Annotated in this window: 1 protein-coding gene; it reads left to right on the top strand. The window is 59.2% G+C overall.

All coding sequences use genetic code 11. From position 1 onward, the window contains the following. On the top strand, positions 1-461 hold a 461-nt coding region (locus ORL50_RS28760; protein ID WP_266020091.1), incomplete at both ends, for an immunoglobulin-like domain-containing protein.

Genomic DNA, 461 nt, shown 5'->3' with positions numbered 1-461 from the left:
GAGCTGACTTTCAAGCTCACCGACGGTACGTTGATCAAAGTCCCGGCTAACAGCGTCACCGGCCAGGCGACCATCACCGCTGCCGATGACATCGCGATTGGTGGTCAGCCGACCATCGTCAACAAGCTGGAAACGGTCGAAGGTGCCGGCACCTACGAAAAACTGACCTTGGGTCAGAATGCCGTGGAAACCAAGGTCACTGATGAGCCAGGTTCGGGTACGCCAACCGACAACCAAGGCGACGCGGTCGGCATCACCATCACTGGTAACGGCCCAGTCCTGGAAAACCAGGGCGCAGCGTTCACCATCAAGCTCGACAAGGCTCAAGATCATCCGGTTACCGTCAAGCTGAGCGACGGTTCGACCCTGGTCTTCGCCGCCGGCCAGACCGAGAAAGTCCACACCCTGGCTCCGCAAGGTGATGACGTCTACAAAGACGGCGGCACCGTATCCCTGAGCAT

The organism is Pseudomonas sp. RIT-562, from assembly GCF_026241895.1.
Lineage (GTDB): Bacteria > Pseudomonadota > Gammaproteobacteria > Pseudomonadales > Pseudomonadaceae > Aquipseudomonas > Aquipseudomonas mandelii_F.
Note: the sequence above shows the minus strand (reverse complement) of the source record. Positions and strands in the feature narration are given on the sequence as shown.